The organism is Streptomyces niveiscabiei (assembly GCF_001419795.1).
GTDB classification, from domain to species: Bacteria; Actinomycetota; Actinomycetes; order Streptomycetales; family Streptomycetaceae; genus Streptomyces; species Streptomyces niveiscabiei.
The window spans coordinates 1-4,631 of the sequence record NZ_LIRL01001367.1; the positions used below are offsets into that span (position 1 = coordinate 1).

The 4,631-nt window shown below is 75.8% G+C and carries 3 protein-coding genes; 1 reads left to right on the forward strand and 2 read right to left on the reverse strand.

All coding sequences use genetic code 11. The features are described from left to right. Positions 1-1,036: methyltransferase (locus tag AOK24_RS44110; RefSeq protein WP_338060983.1), on the forward strand; the 1,036-nt coding region annotated here is incomplete at its 5' end. A 90-nt stretch (positions 1,037-1,126) separates the two neighbouring features. Here AOK24_RS44110 and AOK24_RS44115 read toward each other — a convergent pair. Both AOK24_RS44115 and AOK24_RS44120 read right to left on the reverse strand, forming a co-directional pair. Beyond that, positions 1,127-2,884, reverse strand: a complete 1,758-nt coding sequence (locus tag AOK24_RS44115; protein WP_055725431.1) for an ABC transporter ATP-binding protein — start codon at positions 2,882-2,884, stop codon at positions 1,127-1,129. Beyond that, a partial coding sequence (locus AOK24_RS44120) for an ABC transporter ATP-binding protein (protein ID WP_055725432.1) occupies positions 2,881-4,631 on the reverse strand: 1,751 nt, incomplete at its 5' end. The genes AOK24_RS44120 and AOK24_RS44115, both read right to left, overlap by 4 nt.

Here is a 4,631-nt window from a genome sequence, read left to right on the forward strand (position 1 = left end):
GAGCGACATGACCCCCCTCCCGGAAACGGCGGCCCCCGCGCGCGTCGACCTGACCGCGCTCGCCGACCTCGTCACGCCGTGGGCGATCAGGGTCGCGGCGACCCTGCGCCTGGCCGACCACATCGCCGCCGGCCACACCGCCCTGCCCGACCTGGCCCGGGCCGCGGGCGCCGACGCGGACGCCCTGCGCCGCATGCTGCGGGTCCTCGTCGGCCGGGGTGTCTTCGCCGAGCCGGCGCCGGACACCTACGCCCTGACGCCCGCGGCGGAACTCCTGAGGGAGCGGGGGCCGTTCGGGCTGCGGGCCTGGTTCGACCTGGACGGCATGGGCGGGCGGATGGACCAGGCGTTCGGGCGGCTGCTCGACACCGTGCGCACCGGCGAGCCCGCCTATCCCCTCGTGCACGGCCGGTCCCTGTGGCAGGACACCACGGACAGCCCCGACCTCGCCCGCTCCTACGCCGACCTGATGGCCGTGCACACGACGTTCGCGGCGCCGGAGGTCGTCGCCGCCCACCCGTGGCCCGAGCAAGGGCACGTGGTCGACGTCGGCGGCGGCTCCGGCTCCCTCCTCGCCCGGCTGCTGACCGCGCGCCCCGGGCTGCGCGGCACGCTGCTCGACCTGCCGGAGACGGCCCAGGAGGCGCGCGGCGCGCTCGACGCCGCCGGGCACGCGCAGCGCGCGGACGTGCACCCCGGGAGCTTCTTCGACCCGCTGCCGGCCGGCGCGGACCTGTATCTCCTCACCTGGGTGCTGCACGACTGGAACGACGACGACGCGGTGCGCATCCTGCGCCGCTGCGCCGAGGCGACCGCCGACGGCGGCGGCGGCGAGATCCTGGTCGTGGAGAACCTGGTCACCGAGGGGCGCCGCGCCGACATGGGCGCCGCGATGGATCTGCGGCTGCTGGTGCTGTTCGGCGGGCGCGAGCGGACGCCCCGGCAGCTGGACGACCTGGTGGCCCGCGCGGGCCTGCGGGTGACCGGGCGCCAGGTCACCGGGACCGGCATCCATCTGGTGACCTGCGGCAGGTGACACACAAGGGGCGGGCGGCACGGTACTGAACCGTGCCGCCCGCCCCTTTCCCTCACAGCGCCTCTCAGCGCCTCTCAGCGCCGGAGGCGTTCAGGACCGTGCCGCCAGCCTCCACCCCCGCGCCTGTTCCCGCTCCCGCCAGAACCCCGCGTACCGTCCCCCGAGCGCCATCAGCTCCGCGTGCGTGCCCTGCTCCACGATCCGCCCGCCGTCCAGGAAGGCGATCAGGTCGGCGCCGCGCACGGTGTCGAGGCGGTGGGCGACGACCAGGACCGTGCGGTCGGCGGTGAGCGCGGCCAGGGCGTCCTGGACGGCGGCCTCGTTCTCGGCGTCGAGGGCCGAGGTCGCCTCGTCGAGCAGGACGACCGGGGCCCGCTTGAGGAGGGCCCGGGCGATGGAGATCCGCTGCCGTTCGCCGCCGGAGAGGGCCGCGCCGCCCTCGCCGACGCGGGCGGCCCAGCCGTCCGGGAGCCGCTCGGCGATCTCGTCGACGCGGGCGAGCCGGCCGGCGGCCCGCACCTCCTCGTCGGTGGCGTCCTCGCGCCCCGCGCGGATGTTGTCCTCGATGGAGCCGGCGAAGAGGTACACGTCCTGGAAGACCATGGCCAGCCGGGACATCAGCTGGTCCGTCGTCAGGTCGCGGACGTCCGTGCCGCCGACGCGGACCGTGCCCGAGCCGGCGTCCCAGAAGCGGGCGATCAGCCGGGTCACCGTCGTCTTGCCGGAGCCGGAGGGCCCGACCAGGGCCACGGTGTGCCCGGCCGGGACGCGCAGGTCGCATCCGTCGAGGACCGTGCGCCCGTCCTCGTAGCCGAAGGACACGGCGTCGAGTTCGATGCCACAGGGGCCGCAAGGGCCGTCGGGCTCCTCGGGCAGCGGCGTTCCGGCCGCCGGCTGGGGCAGCGGGGCGGTGGCCAGGACGGCGTCCAGGCGTTCCAGGGTGCCCCGGGCGATCCGCAGCGCCCCGCCCAGCTCGGCCGCCGCGCCCATGGGTTCGACGAACCGCACGGCGAGCACGAGCACGGCGATCAGCTCGCCCGCGCCGACCGAGCCGTCGAGCGCGAGGGCCGTGCCGAGGACCAGGACGCAGGTGAAGCACAGCTGCACGGCGAGCGCGAACCCGGCGATGCCGGGGACGCCGGTGCGGACGGCGGCGCGGGCCTTCGCGCGCTGCTCGCGCAGGGCGGCGTCGAGGAGTTCGTGGTCCTCGGCGGTCCGCCCGAAGGCGCGCAGCGCGGGCTGGTGGCGGGCGAACTCCACCAGCCGGTCGGCGGTCTCGACGGCGGCGGCGTGGGTCTGCCGGTCGACGCGGCCGATCAGCCGCCCGGACCAGCGGTAGGCGCCGGCGGCGACGGGCGCTGCCGCCAGCATGGCCAGAGCGAGCCGCCAGTCGTAGGCGAACGTGGCGAGGACGACCACGGCCGGGGTGACGAGGGCGTTGCACAGCGGGCGCAGCAGGTTCGCGGCGGCGTTCATCACCTGGACGACGCCCTGTCCCGCCAACTCGCCGAGCGCGCCGGTGCGTTCGCCGCCGAACCAGCCCAGGGGCAGGGCGACGACGTGGTCGCCGATCCGGCGGTGCAGATGGCGTCCGAGGTCCGCGCTGAAGCGGTTGCCCCGTACGGTCGCGGCGAAGGCGGCGGCCCCGTAGGCGGCGGTGGCCGCGGCGAGGGCGCCGGCCCAGGGCCACGCGTCAGCGGGCTCGGCGCTGAGGAGCCGGGTCAGCAGCGGGACCAGGAGGGCGTAGGCGGCGCCTTGGAGGACGGCGGCGAGGACGGCCCAGAGCATGACGCGCCGCAGCCCCTCGGTCCGTTCGTGGCCCAGGACGCGGGTCAGCAGCGCGGTCATCGCGCGGTTCCCTTCTGCTGGAGGGCCCACAGGTGTGCGTAGCGGCCGTCCAGGTCGAGTAGTTCGGTGTGGGTGCCCTGTTCGGCGACGCGTCCGCCGTCGAGGACGACGATGTGGTCGGCGTCCCGTACGGTCGCCAGCCGGTGGGCGATCACCAGCAGGGTGCGGCCGGCGGCGAGCGCGGACAGGGCCTGCTGGACGGCGGCCTCGGACTCGGGGTCGGCGAAGGAGGTCGCCTCGTCGAGGACGAGGACGGGCGCGTCGGCCAGCAGTGCCCGTGCCACGGAGAGGCGTTGGGCCTCGCCGCCGGACAGGACGGCGTCCTCGCCGATCACCGAGTCGTAGCCGCGCGGCAGTGCGGTGATCCGGTCGTGGACGTGTGCGGCGCGCGCGGCTCGCTCGACGGCCGTGTCGTCGGCGTCGGGCCGGCCGAGCCGGATGTTGTCGCGGACGGTCGTGCGCAGCAGGTGCGGGTCCTGGAAGACGAAGGACACCTGCCGGTACAGGTCGGCGGGGGCGAGGTCGCGGACGTCCGTGCCGCCGATGCGGACCGTGCCGGCGGTGGGGTCCCAGAAGCGTGGCACGAGCCGGGCGAGCGTGGACTTGCCGGAGCCGGAGGCGCCGACCAGGGCGGTGACGGTGCCGGGTCGCAGGGTCAGGTCGATGCCGCCGAGGACCTGGGTCGTGCCGTCGTAGCTGAAGCTCACGCCCTCCAGTTCGACCCGGCCGTCCGTGCCGGGCGCCGTCGGCCGGGCCGGTTCGGGCAGCGGGGGGACGGCCAGCAGCGTGTGGAGCCGGCGGGCGCTCTGCACGCCGCCCTGGACGGCGTGCCCGGACTGGGCGAGCCCCATGACGGAGCCGGTGATGGCCGGTCCGAGCAGGACGAACGGCACGAGGTCGACGGCGTCGGCCCAGCCCTGGGTGACGAAGAGGGTGCCGGCGGCGGTGGCGAGGAGCAGCGCGGCGGGGCCGGAGAGGGCGAGCGCGGCAGCAGTGCTGGCCCGGGTGGTGCTCATGATCCAGTCGCGGAAGAAGACGGCGAAGCTGTCGGCGGCGTCGTCGTAGGCGCGGTGGGCGCGGGAGGTGCGGCCGTACGCCTTGATGACGGTGATGCCGTGGACGAGTTCGACGACGGCGGCGTTGACGGCGCCCATGGAGCCGAAGAAGCGTGCGGTGACCTCGTCTCCGCCGGACATGGCCTGTTTGAGGAAATACCCGCCGAGCAGGAGGGGCAGGAGCGCGACGAGGGCGAGCCGCCAGTCCACGGTCAGGAGGTAGGCGAGGGCGGTGAGCGGGGCGACGAGCGCGGTGGTGACCTCCAGCGCGGTGTGGGCGACCAGGTGGTGCAGCGTGGAGATGTCGTCGGCAGCGGCCTTCTTGACCTCGCCCGAGCTGTTGTCGGTGAACCAGCCGAGCGGCAGGCGCCCGAGGTGGCGGGCGAGCCGTCGGCGCAGGTCGAGCTGGAGGTCGGCGTCGGCGTGGTGGGTGAGGACTCCGGCGGCGGCGTACAGGACGAGCCGGGCGACGAGGGCGCCGACGGCGGTCCAGGCGGCGGCCCAGGCGCGGCCTTCGTCGGGGCCGCCGGGCGCCAGGAGGGCGCGGGCCAGTTCGGCGACGGCGATGAACGGGATCATCGAGCAGACCGCCGCTGCGGCCTGGGCGATGATCGCGGCGGTGAGGCGTCCGCGTACGGGGGCGATGAGTTCGCCGAGTCCCGGCGGTTTCGCCGGGGTCGTGGGGGCGGGGA